Annotated in this window: 16 protein-coding genes and 1 pseudogene; 9 read left to right on the plus strand and 8 right to left on the minus strand. The window is 66.2% G+C overall.

What is annotated here, in order from left to right; all coding sequences use genetic code 11:
• Positions 1-117 precede the first annotated feature (117 nt).
• Complete coding sequence (locus K32_RS01990) at positions 118-1,041, minus strand: response regulator transcription factor (protein ID WP_201402415.1); 924 nt, start codon at positions 1,039-1,041, stop codon at positions 118-120.
• The gene (locus tag K32_RS01995; protein ID WP_201402416.1) at positions 1,034-4,399 is read right to left on the minus strand and encodes an ATP-binding protein; all 3,366 of its coding nucleotides are present in this window, start codon (positions 4,397-4,399) and stop codon (positions 1,034-1,036) included. The genes K32_RS01990 and K32_RS01995 overlap by 8 nt, the downstream gene beginning before the upstream one ends.
• A gap of 636 nt (positions 4,400-5,035) precedes the next feature.
• Here K32_RS01995 and urtA point away from each other — a divergent pair.
• From urtA to urtE, 6 genes and pseudogenes are all read left to right on the plus strand, one after another.
• Entirely contained in the window at positions 5,036-6,325 is a 1,290-nt protein-coding gene (gene urtA / locus K32_RS02000; protein ID WP_371813021.1) for an urea ABC transporter substrate-binding protein, read from the plus strand.
• Positions 6,326-6,591: 266 nt separating this feature from the next.
• The gene (urtB, locus tag K32_RS02005; protein ID WP_201404310.1) at positions 6,592-8,205 is read left to right on the plus strand and encodes an urea ABC transporter permease subunit UrtB; all 1,614 of its coding nucleotides are present in this window, start codon (positions 6,592-6,594) and stop codon (positions 8,203-8,205) included.
• Positions 8,206-8,275: 70 nt separating this feature from the next.
• Positions 8,276-9,346 (plus strand): annotated as a pseudogene (gene urtC / locus K32_RS02010) (urea ABC transporter permease subunit UrtC); the annotation flags it as partial.
• Positions 9,347-9,435: 89 nt separating this feature from the next.
• On the plus strand, positions 9,436-10,212 hold the full coding sequence (urtD, locus tag K32_RS02015; RefSeq protein WP_201402419.1) for an urea ABC transporter ATP-binding protein UrtD: 777 nt from the start codon (positions 9,436-9,438) through the stop codon (positions 10,210-10,212).
• A 2-nt stretch (positions 10,213-10,214) separates the two neighbouring features.
• On the plus strand, positions 10,215-10,379 hold the full coding sequence (locus K32_RS02020) for a hypothetical protein (protein WP_201402420.1): 165 nt from the start codon (positions 10,215-10,217) through the stop codon (positions 10,377-10,379).
• A 2-nt stretch (positions 10,380-10,381) separates the two neighbouring features.
• Complete coding sequence (gene urtE, locus K32_RS02025) at positions 10,382-11,077, plus strand: urea ABC transporter ATP-binding subunit UrtE (RefSeq protein ID WP_201402421.1); 696 nt, start codon at positions 10,382-10,384, stop codon at positions 11,075-11,077.
• Here urtE and K32_RS02030 read toward each other — a convergent pair.
• The 6 genes from K32_RS02030 to K32_RS02055 form a co-directional block, all read right to left on the minus strand.
• A complete protein-coding gene (locus K32_RS02030; RefSeq protein ID WP_201402422.1) occupies positions 11,067-11,264 on the minus strand; it encodes a hypothetical protein in 198 nt (65 codons plus the stop codon). The genes urtE and K32_RS02030 overlap by 11 nt on opposite strands.
• A gap of 148 nt (positions 11,265-11,412) precedes the next feature.
• On the minus strand, positions 11,413-13,578 hold the full coding sequence (locus tag K32_RS02035; protein ID WP_201402423.1) for a right-handed parallel beta-helix repeat-containing protein: 2,166 nt from the start codon (positions 13,576-13,578) through the stop codon (positions 11,413-11,415).
• A 146-nt stretch (positions 13,579-13,724) separates the two neighbouring features.
• Positions 13,725-14,357, minus strand: coding sequence for a 2-dehydro-3-deoxy-6-phosphogalactonate aldolase (locus tag K32_RS02040; RefSeq protein WP_201402424.1), 633 nt, complete (start codon positions 14,355-14,357; stop codon positions 13,725-13,727).
• A gap of 23 nt (positions 14,358-14,380) precedes the next feature.
• The gene (locus K32_RS02045; protein ID WP_201402425.1) at positions 14,381-15,316 is read right to left on the minus strand and encodes a 2-dehydro-3-deoxygalactonokinase; all 936 of its coding nucleotides are present in this window, start codon (positions 15,314-15,316) and stop codon (positions 14,381-14,383) included.
• 155 nt (positions 15,317-15,471) lie between these two features.
• Complete coding sequence (locus K32_RS02050; RefSeq protein WP_201402426.1) at positions 15,472-15,894, minus strand: lysozyme inhibitor LprI family protein; 423 nt, start codon at positions 15,892-15,894, stop codon at positions 15,472-15,474.
• A gap of 61 nt (positions 15,895-15,955) precedes the next feature.
• Positions 15,956-16,981, minus strand: coding sequence for a substrate-binding domain-containing protein (locus K32_RS02055; RefSeq protein ID WP_201402427.1), 1,026 nt, complete (start codon positions 16,979-16,981; stop codon positions 15,956-15,958).
• A gap of 397 nt (positions 16,982-17,378) precedes the next feature.
• On the opposite strand from K32_RS02055, the gene K32_RS02060 reads away from it, so the two are divergent.
• The 3 genes from K32_RS02060 (at position 17,379) to K32_RS02070 (ending at position 20,579) form a co-directional block, all read left to right on the plus strand.
• Positions 17,379-18,647 (plus strand): ABC transporter substrate-binding protein, encoded by a 1,269-nt coding sequence (locus tag K32_RS02060; RefSeq protein WP_201402428.1) that lies wholly within the window; start codon positions 17,379-17,381, stop codon positions 18,645-18,647.
• Positions 18,648-18,780: 133 nt separating this feature from the next.
• Entirely contained in the window at positions 18,781-19,749 is a 969-nt protein-coding gene (locus K32_RS02065) for a carbohydrate ABC transporter permease (protein WP_201402429.1), read from the plus strand.
• Positions 19,749-20,579, plus strand: a complete 831-nt coding sequence (locus K32_RS02070) for a carbohydrate ABC transporter permease (protein ID WP_201402430.1) — start codon at positions 19,749-19,751, stop codon at positions 20,577-20,579. Before K32_RS02065 ends, K32_RS02070 begins: the two co-directional genes overlap by 1 nt.
• The last annotated feature ends 2 nt before the right edge of the window (positions 20,580-20,581 follow it).

Here is a 20,581-nt window from a genome sequence, read left to right on the forward strand (position 1 = left end):
CTCGCCGTAAAGCGGCGGCGGGTGCCGGTGGACAACGCTAAGTGGTTTGACATGAATGGAAATTAGCCGCGACAGCAACGCCTTGTGACGGCGATCACAGAGTTGGGATCGCGCGATCTAGCGCTCGCCGAGCGCCGAAAGCGCCGTCACGGCGGCCGAGGCGCGGTTCTCGACGCCGAGCTTCTGGTAGACCTGCTCGAGGTGCTTGTTCACCGTGCGCGGCGACAGGCCGAGGATCTCGGCGATGTCGCGGTTGGACTTGCCGCGCGCGATCCAGAGCAGCACCTCCGCCTCGCGCTGGGTGACGGTGAACTGGCGGCGCAGCAGCGCCTCCTGGCCGCTGTCGTCCTCGCTCGACAGGCGGAACAGGAATTCGTCCTCGCCGGTCTTGCCGAGGAAGGCGAGCTGCAGCTGCCTACCGCCCTCGACCGGGATGGGTCCGGGCTGGGTGGTGCCGCCGCGCTCGCCGGCCGAGACGCGCAGCCAGACGCGGATGCTTTCCGGCAGGCGGATATGGCCGTCGCAACTTGGCAGCGTCGCTTCGAGCAGCTTCACCGCCTGTGGCGTGCACCAGCGGATCTCGCCCTCGCGATTGGCGGCGAGCAGGTAGCGCCCGGCCGTGTCGAGCGCGAGGCGCGCGCTCTGCGCCGTGCGGGCATTGGCGAGGTGGACGCGGATGCGGGCGAGCAGCACGTCGAGCACGATCGGCTTGGTGACGTAGTCGACGCCGCCCGCCTCCAGCCCCTCGAGCACATGCTCGGTCTCGGACAGGCCGGTCATGAAGATGACGGGCACATGCGCGAGCGCCGTGTTCGCCTTCAGCCGGCGGCAGGCCTCGAAGCCGTCCATGCCGGGCATCACCGCATCCATCAGCACGATGTCGGGCGTGATCCGCTCGACGAGCGTCAGCGCCCGCGCGCCCGAGGTCGCGACCAGCACGGTGGCGCCGGAGCGTTCCAGCGCCTCGGTGAGAAAACTCAGCGTCTCGGGCGAATCGTCGACGACGAGGACGATGTCGCGGCCATGCGTCGTCTCACTCATGCTCGCTCACTTCCTCCAGCGTCGCCTGGTAGCGGTCGAAGTCGAAATTCCGGAGATGCCCGCGCAGCGCCGCCACGAAGGGCTGGTTGTCCGTCTCGGCCGAAAGCGCTTCCAGCTTAGCCTCGATGCCGCGGACATAGCCGATATGGCCGAGATCGAGAAGCTCGCGCACATGGTCGGCGCCGGGGCTGCGCAGCGGCGCCGCGACCTCGATGCGAGGCGCCGGCGGCTCGTCGATCCAGTCGAGCTGCAGCAGCGCCTGGATGCGGTCGAGCAGCTGCCGCATCTCGAAGGGCTTCGGCAATGCCGCGTCATGGGCGTCCTCGGCCGGTTCCGGCTGCATCTCGCCGAGGCTCGCCGACAGCATGACGATCGGCGCGGCATGGCCGCCTTCTCGCAGCCGCCGCGCCAGCTCCCAGCCGGTCATGCCGGGCATCGAGATGTCGAGCAGGAAGAGATCGGGCCGGATGTCGGCGGTGAGCGCCAGGCAGGCGGGGCCGTCGGCGACGGCGAGCACGGTGAAGCCGAGCGGCTCCAGGATCTGCCGCACCAGCTCGCGATGATCCTGGTCGTCGTCGGCGACGAGGATGACGCGGCGCTGGCCCTGATAGCCGAACACCCGCTTGGCCGGCGGCGGCAGCGGCGCCGGCCGGTCGATGGCGGTGAGCATGACGCGCACCTCGAACCGGCTGCCGGCGCCAGGCCGGCTGGTGAGCCGGATGTCGCCGCCCATCAGCTGCGCCAGCATCTTCGTTATGGTGAGCCCGAGCCCGGTGCCGGGGGCTGCCAGCGCCTGCGCGCCGCTGCCGCGCTCGAACGGCTCGAAGATGCGGTCGAGATCCTCGGCGGCGATGCCGGGGCCGGTATCCTCGACGGTGAGCGTCGCGATCTGGCTGCGATAGGCGAGGCGGAAGGTGACGCCGCCCTGGTCGGTGAACTTGATCGCGTTGGAGAGCAGATTGACCAGGATCTGGCGCAGCCGCTTCTCGTCGGTCGCCACCACTTCGGGTAGCTGCTCCGGCCGCTCGAAGCGGAAGGCGAGGCCCTTCGCCTCGGCCTGGAAGCGGAACATGTCGACCAACTGGTCGAGGAAATCGCCGAGCCGGATCTCGTCGCGCTGCAGCCGCAGCCGGCCCGTCTCGATGCGCGAGATCTCCAAAAGCCCGTCGATCAGGCCGGAGAGGTGCTCGGCGCTGCGCCGGATGACGCTGATATTGCCCTGCCGCTCGCGCGGGATGCTCTCGTCGCGCTCCAGGATCTGCGCATAGCCGAAGACGGCGTTGAGTGGCGTGCGCAATTCGTGGCTCAGGCCGACGAGGTAGCGGCTCTTCGCCTGGTTGGCGGATTCGGCCACTTCCTTGGCGCGCTGCAATTCGGCGTCGGTCTTCCGGTGCGCCTCGATTTCGCGGAGCAGCAGCGTCGTCTGCCGCGCCGATTCCTCCTGCGCCACATGCCGGCTTTCGTTGGCGAGCACGAGAAACCAGGCGGCAATGCCGGAGACGATCAGCAGGATGAAGAACGCCGCCCACAGCGTCTGGCCGATGATGCCGCCGAAGCCGCTCTCGTGCACGCCGCGATAGGAGGTCGCCTGCACGTGGATCAAGAGCAGCACCAGGCTTATCACCGCCATGAACAGGGTCAGCACGCCGGCATAGTGGATGATGCGCGGGCTGATGCGCTTGGCGAGCCCGGTCGGCAACACGGCGGCGGCGGCGATGCTCACCTGGTTCTGCAACCGCGCATGCGGCTTGCAAAGATCGTGGCAGCGGGCGTCGAGCGAGCAGCAGAGCGAGCAGATCGGCCCGGAATAGGCCGGGCAATAGGCGGTGTCCTCCGGCTCGAAATAGTGCTCGCAGACCGTGCAGCGGATCTCCTTGATTTGATGCCAATGGGCGCGCGGCTTTCGCGCCAGGTAGTAGCGCCCGCCCGTGCCGCAGGCGATCAGGGGAGCCGCCACCAGCGCCACGCCGAGCGCGATGAACGGGGCGAAGGCCTGCGCCACCGCGCCGGCGAGGCCGACCGCCGCGCCAAGGCCGAGCAGGGTGGCGATCGCCATCGCGCCGACGCCGACCGGGTTGATGTCGTAGAGATGGGCGCGTTTGAACTCGATCCCCGGCGGCGACAGGCCGAGCGGCTTGCTGATGGCGAGGTCGGCGACGATGGTGCCGAGCCAGGCGACGGCGACGACGGAAAACAGGCCGAGCGTCTGCTCCAGCGCCTGGTAGATGCCGAGCTCCATCAGGAGCAGCGCGATCGCGACGTTGAAGAGCAGCCAGACGACGCGGCCGGGATGGCTGTGCGTCAGCCGCGAGAAGAAGTTCGACCAGGCGAGCGAGCCCGCATAGGCGTTCATCACGTTGATCTTCAACTGCGAGACGACGACGAAGGCGGCGGTCAGGAACAAAGCCGCGTCGGGCCAGGGCAGCACGTAACCAAAGGCGACGACATACATCCGCGCCGGCTCGGCCGCGTGCTCGACCGGCACGCCATGCCGGAGCGCCAGCACGGCGAGGAAGGAGCCGAACAGCAGTTTTGGCGCGCCGACGAGGATCCAGCCGGCGCCAGCGAGCAGCGTCGCGATACGGCCGCGTTTTCCTTCAAGGCCCTGGGCGGGCAGGAAGCGCAGGATATCGACCTGTTCGCCGATCTGCGGCATCAGGCCGAGGATCACCGAACAGGCGGCGCCGAGCGAGACCAGGCCGATGCCGTTTCCCGCCGTTGTCGGCGCCAGGCCCTCGAAGGCGAACCAGGAGGCGAGGGAGCCGGAATCCTGCCAGAGGATGAAGCCGACCGGCAGGATGTTGAGGATGATCCAGAGCGGCTGGGTCAGGAGCTGGAAGCGGCTGATCCAGGTGATGCCATGCGTCACCAGCGGGATGACGATGACAGCGCTCAGTATGTAGCCGAGCCAGATCGGGATGCCGAAGGCGATCTCCAGCGCCGTCGTCATGATCGAGGCTTCGATCGCGAACAGGATGAAGGTGAAGGTGGCGTAGATCAGCGAGGTGACGGTCGAGCCGATATAGCCGAAGCCGGCGCCGCGGGTGAGCAGGTCGATGTCGACGCCGTAGCGCGCCGCATAGCGGGCGATCGGCAGGCCGGTCAGGAACAGCACGATTCCGACGATCGCGGTCGCGTAGAGGGTGGTCATCGTGCCGTGCGACAGCGTGATCGCGCCGCCGACCGCCTCCAGCGCCAGGAAGGAAATGGCGCCGATCGCCGTCTGCGCGACGCGCGGCGTGGTCCAGCGCCGGGCGCTTTTGGCGGTGAAGCGGAGCGCGTAGTCCTCCAGCGTCTGGTTGGCGACCCAGCGATTGTAGTCGCGGCGGACGGGGAGGATCCGCTGTCGTCCGGTCATCGCGCTCTGCTCATCTTCTGGGCGTGCCTACTAATTAAGCGAAGATGCGCGATCCCGCGCTGCGGCGCAAGATGGGCGGGGGTGATTTTGCGGGCGGTCGGCCGCCCCTTCACCTCTCCCATGGGGAGAGGTCGACGGCCGAAGGCCGGCGGGTGAGGGGTTGCGGCCTCACCGGATAGTTCCCACCCCCTCACCCGGAGCTTCGCTCCGACCTCTCCCTGTGGGAGAGGTGAGGGGCTCGCCGTCATCCCGGCCTCCGAGCCGGGATCCATTCCAGCCGGGTTGCCGGTCGTTGGAGCGCAACAACGTTGGCCTCAGGCTGTATGGATCCTCGCCTTCGCGAGGATGACGGCGGAGGGTGAGACGAGGTGGAGAGCCCTCCCTCCCCATGGCAGAGGCGAAGGCCCCGCCGTCGTCTCGGCAGCCCCCCGCCCAGCCCCTCCCGCCGACCTACGTCAATCGACGTATATGCTGCACTGCCAAAACTGCCGAGACTTCCCCCAAGAACGCGGTCGGCCCGGCGACCCGCCGGATATCCCGCCGATCCCGTTCCGCGATGGTCGAACGCAACCGCTCCGCCCGGCAGGAAATGTCGCGGAAAGGGGCCAGCAGGGGGAATGGATACCGATGAGCTACATGAGCCGCATCGTCGGCGCGATCGCGACGGCCGCCATGATCGGCGCCGGAACGGTTGGCGCCATCGCCGCGGAGGACACGATCAAGGTCGGCGTTCTCCATTCGCTGTCGGGCACGATGGCGATTTCCGAGACGACGCTGAAGGACACCGTCCTGTTCCTGATCGACGAGCAGAACAAGAAGGGCGGCGTGCTGGGCAAGAAGCTCGAGGCGGTCGTCGTCGACCCGGCCTCGAACTGGCCGCTCTTCGCCGAGAAGGCGCGCGAGCTGATCAGCCAGGACAAGGTTTCGGTCGTGTTCGGCTGCTGGACCTCGGTCTCGCGCAAGTCGGTGCTGCCGGTGTTCAAGGAGCTGAACTCGATCCTGTTCTATCCCGTCCAGTATGAGGGCGAGGAGAGCGAGCGGAACGTCTTCTACACCGGCGCCGCGCCGAACCAGCAGGCGATCCCCGCCGTCGATTATCTGATGAGCGAGGAAGGCGGCGCCGTGAAGCGCTGGGTGCTCGAAGGCACCGACTACGTCTATCCGCGCACCACCAACAAGATCCTCGAAGCCTATCTGAAGTCGAAGGGCGTCGCCGCCGAGGACATTCTGGTCAACTACACGCCGTTCGGCTTCTCCGACTGGCAGACCGAAGTCGCCGCGATCAAGAAGTTCGGCTCGGCCGGCAAGAAGACCGCCGTCGTCTCGACCGTCAATGGCGACGCCAACGTGCCGTTCTACAAGGAGCTCGGCAACCAGGGCATCAAGGCGACCGATATCCCGGTCGTGGCCTTCTCGGTCGGCGAGGAAGAGCTGGCCGGCATCGACACCAAGCCGCTCGTCGGCCATCTCGCCGCCTGGAACTACTTCCAGTCGATCGACACGCCGGAGAACGAGGAATTCATCAAGAAGTGGCGCGCCTTCATCGGCAACGACAAGCGCACCACCAACGACCCGATGGAAGCGACCGTCATCGGCTTCAACGCCTGGGTGAAGGCGGTCGAGAAGGCCGGCACGACTAATTCCGACGCGGTGATCGACGGACTGATCGGCGTCTCGGTGCCGAACCTGACCGGCGGCTTCTCCACCATCATGCCGAACCACCACATCACCAAGCCCGTCTATATCGGCGAGATCCAGGACGACGGCCAGATCGACGTCGTGTGGCAGACCCCGGGCTTGGTCGTCGGCGACGAATGGTCCGACTACCTGCCGGACTCGAAGGACCTGATCTCCGATTGGCGGGCTCCGATGTCCTGCGGCAACTTCAACGTCGCGACCGGCAAGTGCGGCGGCAAGGGTTCCTGACCTCCGCCGGAAAGCCCGAGAAGACGGGAGGCGGCGCGTCCGCCTCCCGTCCTTCCATCAAGCCGCGTGGCCTAGATGGCGTGCGTCCTTCGAGACGGCCCTCCGGGCCTCCTCAGGATGATGGAAGCCGAGCTTTGCAGGTCCGCTAACGCCGCCTGGCCATTGCCTCGACCTCAACATGGTGAGGAGCCCGTGCAACGGGCGTCTCGAACCTCGCACCACTCGAAAACCCGGCCCCCGCGCCCGAGGACAAATCCGTGGTCGACATGATCCAACGTTTCAAGGCCCTTCTCGCCGTCCTGGCTCTCGTCCTCGTCGCCGCGCTGCCGGCCCGGGCGGACGATCTGAAGCCGCTGGTCGACGGGCTCGGCAAGACCGGCTACGCGGCGCTGAAGGAAGCCGTCGGCGCGCTCGGCGCGAGCGGTGACCCGGCCGTGGCGCCCGTGCTGCAGGCGCTCGGCGCCGGCGATCTCTATGTGCGGAAATCCGACCGCGCGGTGTTCACCGCCGTGAAGGCCGATGGCGGCTTCAGCCTGAAGGACCCGCTCACCGGCGCCGATGCGGGCACGGCCGGTTCGCGCGACGTCGAGAAGATCAAGGTCAACAACGCGGTCCGCGAGGCGGTGACATCCGCGCTCGGCTCACTGACGCTGATGAGCGCCGATCCGGCCAAGCGCCGCGCCGCGGCGGCCGACATGTTCCGGAACAGCGACCCGGCCCAGATCCCGCTCATCGACCAGGCGATCGCCAAGGAGACCGATCCGGCCATCGCGACGACGCTGCAGATGGCGCGCGCCGCGGCGATCCTGAAATCCGACGCGGGCGACGCCGACAAGGTCGCCGCCATCGTCGCGCTGCAGGCAAAGGGCGGCCGCGACGCACTCGGGCAGCTGACCGCGATCGAGGCCTCGGCGCCGGACGGCGCGGTCAAGGCGGCGGCCGGGAGCGCGATCACCTCGATCCACGGCACGCTGCAGCTCTGGGACGGCGCGCAGAACATTCTCTATGGCGTCTCGCTCGGTTCCGTCCTGCTGCTCGCCGCGATCGGCCTCGCCATCACCTTCGGCGTCATGGGCGTCATCAACATGGCGCATGGCGAGATGGTCATGCTCGGCGCCTATACGACCTTCGTCGTGCAGGAGCTGATCCGCAACCACGCGCCGTTTCTGTTCGACTGGTCGCTGGCGATCGCGCTGCCGCTCGCCTTTCTCGTCGCCGGCCTCGTCGGCGTCCTGATCGAGCGCATGGTGATCCGCTATCTCTACGGCCGGCCGCTCGAGACGCTGCTCGCGACCTGGGGCGTGTCGCTGATCCTGCAGCAGGCGGTCCGCACCTGGTTCGGCCCGAACAACCGCGAGGTCGGCAATCCGTCCTGGATGTCGGGCGCCTTCGAGCTCGGCAATCTGACGATCACTTACAACCGCATGTGGATCGTCGTCTTCGCGCTGGTGGTGTTCGCGGCGCTGATGCTGGTGCTCAAGCGGACGTCCTTCGGCCTGCAGACCCGCGCCGTGACGCAGAACCGGCCGATGGCCTCCTCCATGGGCATCCGCACGCCCTGGGTCGACGCGCTCACCTTCGGCCTCGGCTCCGGCATTGCCGGCATCGCCGGCGTCGCGCTCAGCCAGATCGACAATGTCAGCCCCAATCTCGGCCAGGGCTACATCATCGACAGTTTCATGGTCGTGGTGTTCGGCGGCGTCGGCAATCTCTGGGGCACGCTGGTCGGCGCCTTCACGCTCGGCATCGCCAACAAGTTCCTCGAGCCCTATGCCGGCGCCGTGCTCGGCAAGATCCTCGTCCTCGTCTTCATCATCCTGTTCATCCAGAAGCGCCCGCGCGGCCTGTTCGCGCTGAAGGGCCGGGCGGTGGAGGCATGAGTGTCTTGATGTCCGCATGGGCCGTGGCCCGCATCCATCCCACGCTACGGACGTCGAAAGGGCTCGCCCGATGCTGACCGCCTTCCTCTTGCGCGCCCTCGACCGCCGCACCTCGATCGTGCTGCTGGTCATCCTCTGCATCGGCGTCCTGCTGCCGGTGCTGAACCTCGCGACCGACCCGTCGAGCCCGTTGCATGTGCCGACCTATGTGCTGACGCTGCTCGGCAAGTATCTGACCTACGCGCTGCTGGCGCTCGCGGTCGATCTGGTCTGGGGCTTCTGCGGCATCCTCTCGCTCGGCCACGCCGCCTTCTTCGCGCTCGGCGGCTATGCCATGGGCATGTACCTGATGCGCCAGATCGGCGATCGCGGCACCTATGGCAATCCGCTCCTGCCCGACTTCATGGTGTTCCTGAACTGGAAGGAACTGCCCTGGTTCTGGACCGGCTTCGACCATTTCTGGTTCGCCGCGCTCATGGTGCTCTTGGTGCCGGGCCTGCTCGCCTTCGTCTTCGGCTGGTTCGCCTTTCGCTCCCGCGTCACCGGCGTCTATCTGTCGATCATCACCCAGGCGATGACCTATGCGCTGCTGCTCGCCTTTTTCCGCAACGACATGGGCTTCGGGGGTAACAACGGGTTAACAGACTTCAAGGACATTCTGGGCTTCGACATCCAGGCGGACGCGACGCGCGGCGCGCTGTTCTTCGCCTCGGCCTTGGCGCTTGCCGCCGGGTTCTGGATCTGCCGCGCCGTCATCGCCTCCAAGTTCGGCAAGGTTCTCGTCGCCGTCCGCGACGCCGAGAGCCGCACCCGCTTCATCGGCTACCGCGTCGAGGGCTATAAGCTGGTCGTCTGGACGCTCTCGGCCATGATGGCCGGTGTCGCTGGCGCGCTCTACGTGCCGCAGATCGGCATCATCAATCCCGGCGAATTCGCCCCGGCCAATTCGATCGAGGCGGTGATCTGGGTGGCGGTCGGCGGCCGCGGCACGCTGATCGGCCCGATCGTCGGCGCGCTGCTCGTCAATTTCGGCAAGACCTGGTTCACCAGCGGCATGCTCGCCGAATACTGGCTGTTCGTGCTCGGCGGCCTGTTCGTGCTCGTCACCCTGTTCCTGCCCAAGGGCGTCGTCGGCACGCTTCTGTCCCGCGACCGGAAGAAGCCGGTGGAGAAGCCGATCGAGGACGTCGTGGCGCCGGGCGCCGTCGGCCAGGCAGCGGAGTGAGCCTCATGAACACGGCAAATACCCAGGTCGCGAACGCCAAGGCCAAGGATTCGCTGCTCTATCTCGACGGCGTCAGCGTCTCCTTCGACGGCTTCAAGGCGCTGCGGGGCCTGTCGCTGGTGATCGAGCCCGGCGAGATGCGGGCAATCATCGGCCCGAACGGCGCCGGCAAGACGACGATGATGGATGTCATCACCGGCAAGACCAAGCCCGACTCGGGCGACGTCTATTTCGCCGGCGATACCGACCTGACCCGCATGGACGAGGCGTCGATCGCCTCGCTCGGCATCGGCCGCAAGTTCCAGAAGCCGACCGTCTTCGAGAGCCACACGGTCTGGGACAATATCGACCTGGCGCTCGCCGGCGTCCGCAAACCCTTCGCCACCCTGTTCCACCGCACCTCGAAGGTCGAGATCGCGCGGGTGGAGGAGATCCTCGCCACCATCCGCCTTGCCGACAAGCGCGACTGGCTCGCCGCCAATCTCTCGCATGGCCAGAAGCAGTGGCTGGAGATCGGCATGCTCCTGGCGCAGGAGCCGAAGCTGCTGCTCGTCGACGAGCCGGCGGCCGGCATGACCGACGCCGAGACGGCCGAAACGGCGATTTTGCTCAAGGAGATCGCCAGGACGAAATCGGTGGTGGTGGTCGAGCACGACATGACCTTCGTGCGCGACCTCGGCGTCAAGGTGACCGTGCTGCATGAGGGATCCGTCCTCTCCGAGGGCTCCCTCGACGCGGTCTCGGCCGACCCCAGGGTCATCGAAGTCTATCTGGGCCGCTAGCCATGACGCAGCGGCCCGCCGGCGAGCGGCCCGGGGATCCGGGGCCCGATCCGCCGCGGCGGCCGCCGCCGGACGCCAAGCGCCCGTCACGCCGCGCCGCCGCCTGGAACCTCGCGCTGAAGGGGCCGGGGGAGGCGACGCAGGAGCCGGAAGCCGAAAAGGACTGATCATGCTCGAAGCGAAGAATGTCGATCTCTTCTATGGCGCCGCGCAGGCGCTCCGCCATGTCTCGCTCTCGGCCGAGACCGGCAAGGTGACGTGCCTGATGGGCCGCAACGGCGTCGGCAAGACCAGCCTGCTGCGCGCCATCGTCGGCCAGCGGCCGATTTCGGGCGGCGAGATCCTGTGGGAGGGCAAGCCGCTCGGCCGCATGGCGCCGCATGAGCGGGCCAAGGCCGGCATCGCTTATGTGCCGCAGGGGCGGGAAATCTTCCCGCTCCTGTCGGTGAAGGAGAATCTCGAAACGGGCTATGCGCCGCTCGCGCGTCGCGAGCGCAACATTCCCGACTATGTGTTCGATCTGTTTCCGGTGCTGAAGGATATGCTTAGCCGGCGCGGCGGCGACCTGTCAGGCGGTCAGCAGCAGCAGCTCGCCATCGGGCGCGCGCTGGTGATGCGGCCCCGGCTGCTCGTCCTCGATGAGCCGACGGAGGGCATCCAGCCGTCGATCATCAAGGATATCGGCCGTGCGATCGAATGGCTGCGCGCACAGGGGACCATGGCGATCCTTCTGGTCGAGCAGTATTTCGATTTCGCACATGAACTGGCCGATCGATTTGCTGTGATGGATCGCGGCGAGATCGTCGTCTCGGGCACGCAATCCGAAATGGGCTCGGACATCGTCCGCGCCCATCTCACCGTATGAAGCAACGCTCCATCGCCTCGAGATCGCGGGGGCGCCGCGTCTCGGTCCGGCGTTCCATCTTGCGATAGAGCGCGCGGATATCGTCGGAATGCACGCCGTCACTTGCCATCAGCATGGCAATGATCGGCTCATGCAGCAGTTCGTTGAGTGAAGCCTCCCGTGGGAAGCAGGCGGTGGAAACGTCCATGACGGTTCTCCTGATCTCGCTTCATAGGCCTCATACTACACAGATCAGTATGCGGATTTTATGACGTCGGTCACAAGCGGGTTCACTTTCGCTTGAGGCGTTCGCTCTCGCGATCGTGAACCCTACTTGGTTGCTTCGTCAGCCTTATTCAACGGCAGTTGGCGGACAAAGTGCCGGGGGTGACGACCGTGCCGGCGACCGAGAAGGTCGCGCCGCCCGTCTGGACCAGATCGGTCGACGTCCACTGACCCGTCGCCGCCGCGCAGTCGGCCTTCGCCGTGCCTACCTTGATGTCGCCGGAGATGTTGCCGAGCGTGCCGGCGAGATAGACGGCTTCCTGGCCGGCGCTCTCCACCTTCACATTGTCGAAGCTGACATTCTTGAGCGGCATCCCGAAGAAGGGAGACGGGCCGTAGAGATAGATGCCGTGGTCGGCGACGTCGCGGATGGCGATGTTGGAGAAGTGGATGTCGCTCGAACCCATGTTCAACATGATGCCGCTGCGGCTCTGGCCTTCGATGACGACGTTGGAGACCTGGATGTCGCTGGCGGGCTTGGCGAAGCCGGACGGTCCGATGAACTGCAGCGCATTGACGCCGCCGATCAGGGTCAGGTCGTCCATCTTGATGCCGGTCGACGACATCATGACCATCAGGTCCATCGTGCGCTGCGCCATGGAGTTGTCGATCGTCAGCTTGTGGATCGACGCATCCTCGACGCCGACGAACTGCACCGCCTCGCGCCGCGTATTGCTGATCGAGACGTTCTCGATGGTCAGACCGGTCGTCGGATTGGGGGCGTAGGAGCGCCAGTCGTCGTTATCCTCGAACTGGGCGTTGGCGAAGATGCCGTAGGTGGTGTTGCGGATATCGACGTCGCGGATCGTCACGTCCTTCGCCGAGAACAGCGAGATCGCCGCGTTCGGCACGCTGCGGCTCGGATTGAAGATCGAGAATTCGCAGGTGGTGTTGTTCTGGCAGATCGTCAGGTCGTGGATCTTCGTGTTCTCGATCAGCGCGCCGTCGACGCCGCTCAGGAAGATGCCGTGGCTCGCCGTCTCGGCGATGTCGAGGCCGCGCAGCGTGATGTTCTCGACGTTCTTGCCGGCAACGCCGTCGCGACCGCCGCGGATCGACAGGCCGACCGCGCCGCTGTCATCGGCCATGGCGAGCACGTCTGCATTGGCGTTGCTGCCGACGAGCTTCGTCTCGGCGCCGGAGCGCGTGAAGGTGGCCGCACCGCCGCTGCGGGCGCCGACGATTTCCAGGCCGCCCTTGCCGCCGACGATGAACTGGCCGGACGAAAGCAGCAGCGACTGATTGAGCTGGATCACGCCGTCCGCGAGGATCAGCGCATTCTTGCCGGCGGCGGCGAGCGCCTCGTTGATTTCGGCCGCGTTGCCGGTCGCGGACGAGATGGTCCGAACATTGCCGACCAGATTGCCGGTATCCTTGTAGATCGCCGCTTCCGCGTCGCCCGTCGCGCCGACGCGCGTGCGGATGAAGTTGGCGCGCTCGACGCGCTGCATCAGCGGATCGCGCGCCGCGAGCGCCGGTCCTGCCTTGCCGAGCGGGATGCGCAGCCGGGCGAGGAACTGGCCCTGGGCCTTGTCCTCGTTGTCGTAGGTCAGGCCCGCCGAAACGCTGAAGGTCGAGCCCTGCGTGAAGCCGGGCAGGTCGGAGAAGGAGAGCTCGGCCCGGGCGCTGACGCCGGTGATGTCGTCGAACCGGCCGTCGCCGTCATACCAGTAGCCGCCGCCATAGAGCATCATCTGGGCGGACGACTTGGCGTCGAAGATCGGCAGGCGGAAGCCAGCCTCGCCGTCGAAGCCGGCGAGCGCCCGCTCCTGGCCGGCGCGGAACACCAGGCGGCCTGCCTCGATCAGGGCGGCGTTCGCCTCGGCGGCGGAGCCGTACTTGTCGCCGAAGGGCAGGTAGCCGTTCAGGCGGAAGACCATGTCGCGCGAGATCAGCTCCGCGCCGGCCGAAACCTGGTGAAAGTTGTTGTCGTGGCCGCTGCGCAGGTAGTCGTAATAGCCGTAGGCGCCGACGGTCCAGACGCCATCCAGGTTCATGCGCCAGCCGAGGCCGGCCGAGAACTGGGTCATCTGGTCGTTGTTCATATGGCCGCGGATGTCGCCGAAGCCGATCGAGCGATCGCCGAAGCCGAACGGCAGGAAGATGTCGAAGCCGCCGAGTGCGCCGTTTTCCTGGCCGCCCCCGAGCGTGAATTCGACGGTCGGGCCGATGGCGTCGGCGCGAGCCGCTGTGGATATGGCGAGCGAGGAGGCAGCGCAGAGAAGCGCTGCGATCATGTGTGATCGCATGGTCGGAAATCCCGGTTTTCGAATTAGGCCGGGATTTGAAACAAATCGCCCGGCAGGCATGCCGGGCGATATAGATACGAATCAAGTCATTGAAAACAAATATGTTTTCTCATTAGACTAATGTGAAAGTAAGTTTACGTTACGATTGCAGCGGCCTTGAAGGCTGCAACCAGTTTGTGTGCCCGTTCGCCCACCTCGGCAGCCGTCATTCCGGGCTTGTAGATGTTCGAGCCGATGCCGAAGCCGGCGCATCCGGCCTGGATATAATCCCCGAAATTGGTCTCGTTGGCGCCGCCGACGGCGAGCACCGGAACATGCTTCGGCAGCACGGCCTTCATCGCCTTGATGCCGGACGTGCCGATCAGCTCGGCGGGGAAGAACTTCAGCGCATCGGCGCCGGCCGAGAGCGCGGCGAAGGCTTCCGTCGGCGTGAACACGCCGGGATAGGATTCCATGCGCAGCGCCTTGGTCTTGCGGATCACCGCCAGGTCGGCGTTCGGCGAGACGACGAGTTCGCCGCCGACGTCCCGGACCCCCTGGACCTGGTCCTCGGTCAGCACGGTGCCGGCGCCGATCTTGGCGCGGCCCGCGGCGCGCCGGACCATGGCCGCGATGGAATCGAAGGGATCGGGCGAATTCAGCGGCACTTCGATCAGCGTGATGCCGGCGCCGATCAAAGCGTCGAAGACATCATCCGCCTCGGGCGGGGTGATGCCGCGCAGGATGGCGATGATCGGAATGTGATTGCCGAAGAGGGGATGGGTCATGGTGCTTTATCCGAAGGTCGTTCTCAGAGGAGGCCGTTGGCGCGGGCGAGGCGGATGAGGCCGCGACGGACAAGGGCGGAGCCGTCGCGCGTCTCGGCCTTGTGGCCGGCGACCTTGAAGGCGGCGTCGTAGGAGCGGGCGAGCGTGCGCGAGCCGATGATGCGGATCGGCCGCTCGGCGTCGAGCAGCCCGATCTGCTTCGCCGCCGCGATCTCGCCGCCGATGACCAGGCCCGAGAGATAGGCGAGATTGTCGTCGCCGGAGACGCCGTCCAGAAGCTGGCGCACGCGGACCGAGAAGATCGCGCCGAGGAAGGGCAGCCCCTCGAGGACGCTGCGCCGGACCGCGAGGGCGAAATGTGGCGAACCGGCGATGTCGTCGGAATCCTCGGCGACGGAATGGCGAAGCAGCGATTTGCGCGCCAAAAGCTCGAAGACCTCGCCGGTCAGGAAGGTCTGGAACGTGGTGATCTCACCGTTCTCGATCGCCGCCCATTTGGAATGGGTGCCGGGGAGGATGGCGATGCCGCTGAAATCTGGCTCCTCCTCGATCAGGCCGATCAACTGGGTCTCCTCGCCGCGGATGACGTCGCCGTCGCGCGTTTCCGAGCGCAGCACGAGCCCCGGCACGATCGCCATCGGCCGGTGGTCGGAGGTTTCGAACTTGAGCAGCCCCTGCGCGAGCGCCTCGGCCGAGGCCGGCACGTTGACGTAGACCGCCTCATGCCAGCCCTGCCGGCTGCCGACCATGCCGGCCATGATCGCCGGCACCTTGGGCCAGTTGGCGACGACCGCGTTGAAGGCGTCCTCATGGCCGGCGCCGCCGAGCGCGCCGATGCCGTCCGCGCTGTCCGCTTCGTCGAGGACCGCGCCATTGCCATCGAGCAACATGGCGCGGCAGCGGGTCGTACCCCAGTCGACGGCGATCAGGGCGGCGTTGGCGAAGGGAGCGGCGGGCATTCTGCTTTTGATCCGTCAGTTCTAATTGCGGGCAGGATGGAACGGTTGTTCGATGATCGGCCGCTCGTGTCAAGGCGACCGGACGGCGCGGCCAGAGCGTTTTCGCGCGAAGTGGATACCGGTTCGCGTCAAGAAAACGCGGCCAGACGGCGCGGCTAGATTCCGCGATAGTTGCGCAGCGCCAGCACCCGCTGCTTTACCAGCTCGGCATTTTCCCGGGCGAAGGTCACGGAAAGCTTGGCGCCCTGGGCGCTCGCCCGGCGTACCGCCTGGAAGCGCTGCTCGGAGGACATGAAGCCTTCCCACTGCTTCTGCGAGCCGCGCAGCAGGGCGCGCGATTGCGCGTCGAGCGACGCCGACAGGGCGAAGAAGGCGGCCGCCATTTCCTTTTCCCAGGCGGCGCGCGCCGTGTCGAAGCAGGCGATCATGGCCGGGCTGGTGCTGGTCTCCGGCTTGCCGAGGCATTCCGCCAGCGCCGTGTCGATCGGATCGGGCGCTTCGCTCACCGTCTGCGCCTGCGCCGGCGTCGAAAGCGCTCCCGCCGCAAGAAGCAGCAGGCCGGCCAGGATGGGGCGCATCGCGTTCAACTCCGCTCGGGCAAATCACCGGCTGTGATTTCCACCGGATCGGGTGTCGCGGTCAATCCCGGGGCGCTGGACCGGTCGAGCCGCGGATGACGAGGTCCACCGGCCACAGTTCATGGATGCTGCCGGGGGCGCGGCCGTCTGCGATGATTTCCATCAGGAGTTCGCCGATGCGCGTGCCGGCGGACCGGATCGACGAGCGGGTCGTCGACATGGTGGGCACCATGGCGTCCGGGCTTAGGAACGGGATGACGTCGTCATGGGCGATCATCGAGATGTCGCGGCCGAGCACCAGTCCGGCGGAGCGGATGGCGCGCAGCGCGCCGAGCGACATCATCATCGAGGAGACGAGCAGCGCCGTCGGGCGCGGGCGTTCCGCGAGAAAACGGGCCGTGACGCGGTAGCCGTTCTCGTCGCTCATGGTGCCCTCGGCGATCAGCCGGTCGTCGGCGGCGATGCCATGGTCGGCCAGCGCAGCGCGGAAGCCGCGCTCGCGGTCGATGGCGAAAGTGTGCCGCGTCTCGCCGTTGATCAGGCCGATGCGCCGGTGGCCGAGATCGAGCAGGTGCTTGGCGGCATGGCGGAAGGCGCCCTCATTGTCGATGTCGAGCCAGGCATAGCTGTGCCGGGTCTGCGAGCGGCCGTGCACGACGAAGGGGAGGCCGATCTCGTTCAGGAGGGCGATGCGCGGGTCGTCGACGACCGGGCTCGACAGGATCACGGCGTCGACGCGCGAGCTGACGGCCATGCGGCGATAGGTGGCCATCTCGTCGCCGGCGCGGGACGGCGACAGCACGATGTCGATCTCGTCCTTCATCAGCCTTTCGCCGAGGCCGGCCTGGAACTCGACATAGTGCGGATCGAGCAGCATGTTGCGGTCGGTCGGCAGGACGATGCCGATGGCGCCGGAACGGCCGGTGGCGAGTCGTCGCGCGCTGGCGTTCGGGCGATAGTCATAGCGCCGCGCCGCGTCCAGCACCCGCCGTCGCGTGTCCTCGTTGACTTCGGGATATCCGTTCAACGCCCGGCTCACGGTCGTCTGCGACAATCCCAAGTGCGACGCCAGTTCCTTCAGCCTCATGTGGAAAAGCATCCTCCCGAAATCATTCAAAGCGCTTTCAATCGTCCTGGCAAGCGCGCTGTCGCGGAACCGCCCCGAGCCGGTCGAGCCTGCTGCACTGCGGAAACCGTCAATGGCAGCAAAGCGTCCGGAAAATCAAGAAATTACGCTGATTTATCGTATGAAATTGAAAGATTATCATATTGCAGCGCACATTCGACCCGCCGGCTGTCGGGGTTGACAGTGGAGCGGCTTGCCGGTGAGAATGCCCTCAAAGCGCTTTGAGGAGAGTGTGAAGGTACAACCTTCGCCAAGGGCGCTTTGGAAGCGGGAGGCCTGGCGGTTCGGGGTGCAAGGCACTGGCGAGGCCCGGTTTCCAAGTTTCTGTCATGGACAGTCTCTCAGGGAGGTTCCTGCAATGAACTTGCGCTCTGCGCTTCTGGCCTTCGGGGCCGGTATCGTGTTGATGGGCAGTGCTGCCAATGCCGCCAATCTGTCGATCGTCTCGGGCGACACCGGCAATGGCCTGGCCGTGCTGCGCGAACAGCTCGACCTGTTCGAGAAGGCGACTGGCAACAAGGTCACCATCGTGCCGATGCCGTCGTCGACGAGCGATCAGTTCGGCCAGTACAAGCTCTGGCTCGCCGCCGGCAATTCCGACATCGACGTCTACCAGACCGACGTCATCTGGGCGCCGCAGCTGGCCGACCAGCTGCTCGACCTGACCGATGCGACCAAGGACGTCATCGGCGCGCATTTCCCGTCGATCGTCGAATCGCAGACGGTGAACGGCAAGCTCGTCGCCATGCCGCTCTTCACCGACGCGCCGGCTCTCTATTACCGCAAGGACCTGCTCGAGAAGTACGGCAAGACGCCGCCGAAGACCTGGGACGAGCTCGCGGCGACCGCGAAGGAGATCCAGGACAAGGAGCGCGAGGCCGGCAACAAGGACATCTGGGGCTTCGTCTGGCAGGGCAATTCCTATGAAGGCCTGACCTGCAACGCGCTCGAATGGGTCAAGTCGAACGGCGGCGGCCAGATCATCGAGGCCGACGGCTCGATCTCGATCAACAACCCGCAGGCCGTCGAAGCGCTCGATCGCGCCAAGGGCTGGGTCAACACCATCTCGCCGCCGGGCGTGCTCGCCTATCAGGAAGAAGAGGCGCGCGGCGTCTGGCAGACCGGCAATGCCGTGTTCATGCGCAACTGGCCCTACGCCTACGGTCTCGGCAACGGCGCCGACTCGGCCGTGAAGGACAAGTTCGACGTCGTTCCGCTGCCGGCAGGCTCCGGCGAGGGCGCCAAGTCGGCCGCGACGCTGGGCGGCTGGAACCTGGCCGTCTCGAAGTATTCGAAGAGCCCGAAGGAAGCCGTCGAGCTGGTGAAGTTCATCACCTCGCCCGAGATGCAGAAGCTGAAGGCCCTCAAGGCCTCCAACCTGCCGACGATCCAGGCCCTCTACGACGATGCCGACATCGCCAAGGAGCAGTCGATCATCCCGCGCTGGAAGGAAGTCTTCCAGAACGCCGTGCCGCGTCCTTCGGCTCCGGCCAAGGTCAAGTACAACGAAGTGTCGTCCAACTTCTGGACCGCCACGCATGACACGTTGAGCGGCAACGGTTCGGCAGCCGACAACCTCGAGCAGCTCGAGGCCAAGCTGACCAAGCTCAAGGGCGCCAACTGGTAACATCCAGGAGCCCGGCCGGAAGCCTGCGTGGCCTCCGGCCGGGTCTCTTTGGTTTTCTGTGTGGCGGGCAAGGTCCCGCCACCTTCCATCGATGACGACCGAGGCATCGGTCCAACCAGCGAGAGCCGAGAACATGGCGGTAGCCGAGACAATTACCGCGCCGGTCGAGGGAGTGCGATCGGACCTGATGCGCCAACGCGTGCGCTCGGCCTGGATCTTCCTGGCGCCCATGCTGGCCGTCCTGGCGCTCGTCGCCGGCTGGCCGCTGCTGCGCAGCATCTACTTCTCTTTCACCGACGCTTCGCTCGCCAATATCGAGGCGGCGCAATGGATCGGCTTCGAGAACTATTTCTCGGCCACGACGCTGAAGAGCGGCAAGGTCCTCTATGACGGCCTGCTGGTCGATCCGATCTGGTGGCGCGCCGTCTGGAACACCGTCAAGTTCACCATCGTCTCGGTGACGCTGGAAACCATTTTCGGCACCATCGTCGCGCTGGTGCTGAACGCCGAATTCAAGGGCCGCGGCATCGTCCGCGCCGCCATCCTGATTCCCTGGGCGATCCCGACCGTCGTCTCCGCCAAGATGTGGGGCTGGATGCTCAACGACCAGTTCGGCATCATCAACGACGTCCTGCTCAATCTCGGCATCATCAGCCAGAAGATCGCCTGGACCGCCAATCCGGACACCGCCATGCTCGCGGTGCTGGTCGTCGACATCTGGAAGACGACGCCCTTCATGGCGCTGCTCATCCTCGCCGGCCTGCAGATGGTGCCGGGCGACATCTACGAGGCCGCCAAGATCGACGGCGTGCATCCGGTGAAGGTGTTCTTCAGGGTGACGCTGCCGCTGATCCGGCCGGCCCTGATGGTCGCGGTGATCTTCCGCATGCTCGACGCGCTCCGGATCTTCGACCTGATCTACGTGCTGACGCCGAACAACTCGCAGACCAAGACGATGTCGGTCTATGCCCGCGAGAACCTGTTCGACTTCGACAAGTTCGCCTACGGCTCGGCCGCCGCGACCTTCCTGTTCCTGATCCTCGCGGTGATCACGGTGGTCTACATCGTCGTCGGTCGCGTCAATTTCGACGGAGGCCGCTGATGGTCTGGACCCTCGCCAAGCGGACCGCCTTCTATGCGCTGGTCCTGCTCATCGTCTTCATCTCGGTCTTTCCGTTCTATTACGCGATCCTGACCTCGTTCAAATCCGGCACGGATCTGTTCCGGATCGACTACTGGCCGAAGTCGCTGGTGCTCGACAACTACGTCGCCGTCCTGACGCAGGGCAGCTTCGTCCGCAATCTCGGCAACTCGCTGCTGGTGTCGACGGTGACGGTGGCGATCTCGCTGCTGCTCGCGGTGACAGCGTCGTTCGCGCTCGCCCGCGTCCGCTTCCGCGGCCGCTCGCTGCTACTCTTCACCATCCTGTCGGTGTCGATGTTCCCGCAGATCGCGGTGCTCGCCGGCCTGTTCGAGATCGTGCGCTTCTTCGGCATCTTCAACACGCCGCTGGCGCTGATCTTCGCCTACATGATCTTCACGCTGCCGTTCACCGTGTGGGTGCTGACCACCTTCATGCGCGACCTGCCGATCGAGATCGAGGAAGCGGCGATCGTCGACGGCGCCACGCCCTGGGTGATCATCACCAAGGTGTTCATGCCGCTGATGTGGCCGGCGCTGGTGACGACGGGCCTGCTCGCCTTCATCGCCGCCTGGAACGAGTTCCTGTTCGCGCTGACCTTCACCTCGTCGAACGCCACCCGCACGGTGCCCGTGGCGATCGCGCTCTTGTCCGGCGCCAGCCAGTACGAAATTCCCTGGGGCAACATCATGGCCGCGTCGGTGATCGTCACCGTGCCGCTGGTCGTGCTGGTGCTCATCTTCCAACGCAAGATCATCTCCGGCCTGACCGCCGGTGGCGTAAAGGGCTGATG

The sequence above is a fragment of the Kaistia sp. 32K genome (assembly GCF_016629525.1).
Lineage (GTDB): Bacteria > Pseudomonadota > Alphaproteobacteria > Rhizobiales > Kaistiaceae > Kaistia.

Bases quoted from the DNA above. Each gene is read 5' to 3' on its own strand.
- K32_RS02045 (WP_201402425.1), bottom strand. From the start codon at position 15,316: ATGCCCGCCGCTCCCTTCGCCAACGCCGCCCTGATCGCCGTCGACTGG.
- K32_RS02030 (WP_201402422.1), bottom strand. From the start codon at position 11,264: ATGGACGTTTCCACCGCCTGCTTCCCACGGGAGGCTTCACTCAACGAA.
- K32_RS02065 (WP_201402429.1), top strand. From the start codon at position 18,781: ATGGCGGTAGCCGAGACAATTACCGCGCCGGTCGAGGGAGTGCGATCG.
- K32_RS02060 (WP_201402428.1), top strand. From the start codon at position 17,379: ATGAACTTGCGCTCTGCGCTTCTGGCCTTCGGGGCCGGTATCGTGTTG.
- urtD (WP_201402419.1), top strand. From the start codon at position 9,436: ATGAACACGGCAAATACCCAGGTCGCGAACGCCAAGGCCAAGGATTCG.
- urtA (WP_371813021.1), top strand. From the start codon at position 5,036: ATGAGCCGCATCGTCGGCGCGATCGCGACGGCCGCCATGATCGGCGCC.
- K32_RS02035 (WP_201402423.1), bottom strand. From the start codon at position 13,578: ATGATCGCAGCGCTTCTCTGCGCTGCCTCCTCGCTCGCCATATCCACA.
- K32_RS01995 (WP_201402416.1), bottom strand. From the start codon at position 4,399: ATGACCGGACGACAGCGGATCCTCCCCGTCCGCCGCGACTACAATCGC.
- K32_RS01990 (WP_201402415.1), bottom strand. From the start codon at position 1,041: ATGAGTGAGACGACGCATGGCCGCGACATCGTCCTCGTCGTCGACGAT.
- K32_RS02070 (WP_201402430.1), top strand. From the start codon at position 19,749: ATGGTCTGGACCCTCGCCAAGCGGACCGCCTTCTATGCGCTGGTCCTG.
- K32_RS02050 (WP_201402426.1), bottom strand. From the start codon at position 15,894: ATGCGCCCCATCCTGGCCGGCCTGCTGCTTCTTGCGGCGGGAGCGCTT.
- K32_RS02020 (WP_201402420.1), top strand. From the start codon at position 10,215: ATGACGCAGCGGCCCGCCGGCGAGCGGCCCGGGGATCCGGGGCCCGAT.
- urtE (WP_201402421.1), top strand. From the start codon at position 10,382: ATGCTCGAAGCGAAGAATGTCGATCTCTTCTATGGCGCCGCGCAGGCG.
- K32_RS02055 (WP_201402427.1), bottom strand. From the start codon at position 16,981: ATGAGGCTGAAGGAACTGGCGTCGCACTTGGGATTGTCGCAGACGACC.
- urtB (WP_201404310.1), top strand. From the start codon at position 6,592: ATGATCCAACGTTTCAAGGCCCTTCTCGCCGTCCTGGCTCTCGTCCTC.
- K32_RS02040 (WP_201402424.1), bottom strand. From the start codon at position 14,357: ATGACCCATCCCCTCTTCGGCAATCACATTCCGATCATCGCCATCCTG.